This window comes from Janthinobacterium sp. Ant5-2-1, from assembly GCF_001445815.1.
In the GTDB taxonomy this organism is placed as follows: Bacteria; Pseudomonadota; Gammaproteobacteria; order Burkholderiales; family Burkholderiaceae_D; genus Janthinobacterium; species Janthinobacterium lividum_E.
Window position 1 is genome coordinate 1 of record NZ_LNCE01000179.1, and the last position, 519, is coordinate 519.

At 53.2% G+C, this 519-nt stretch carries 1 protein-coding gene; it reads left to right on the forward strand.

Annotated features, from left to right (window positions below):
* Window positions 1–17 precede the first annotated feature (17 nt).
* Window positions 18–519, forward strand: a 502-nt coding sequence (rpsC, locus tag ASN89_RS27970) for a 30S ribosomal protein S3 (protein WP_082654738.1), incomplete at its 3' end; no start/stop codon positions are given.

Here is a 519-nt window from a genome sequence, read left to right on the forward strand (position 1 = left end):
GTAACTAAGGAGCCACGATGGGTCAGAAAATTCATCCAACCGGTTTCCGTCTGGCGGTCACCCGTAACTGGGCTTCGCGCTGGTATGCAGGCAACGGTAATTTCGCTGCCATGCTGAACGAAGACTTGAAAGCACGTGCTTACCTGAAAAAGAAACTGAAGAACGCATCCGTTGGTCGCATCGTTATCGAGCGCCCAGCCAAGAACGCGCGCTTCACGATCTACAGCTCGCGTCCAGGCGTGGTCATTGGTAAAAAAGGCGAAGACATCGAAGTACTGAAGTCCGCGCTGACCAAGATCATGGGCGTACCTGTTCACGTGAACATCGAAGAAATTCGCAAGCCAGAAATCGACTCGCAACTGATCGCCGATTCGATCGCTCAGCAGCTGGAAAAACGGATCATGTTCCGCCGCGCCATGAAGCGTGCAATGCAAAATGCAATGCGCCTGGGTGCTCTCGGTATCAAGATCATGTCGTCCGGCCGTCTGAACGGTATCGAAATCGCGCGTAAAGAGTGGT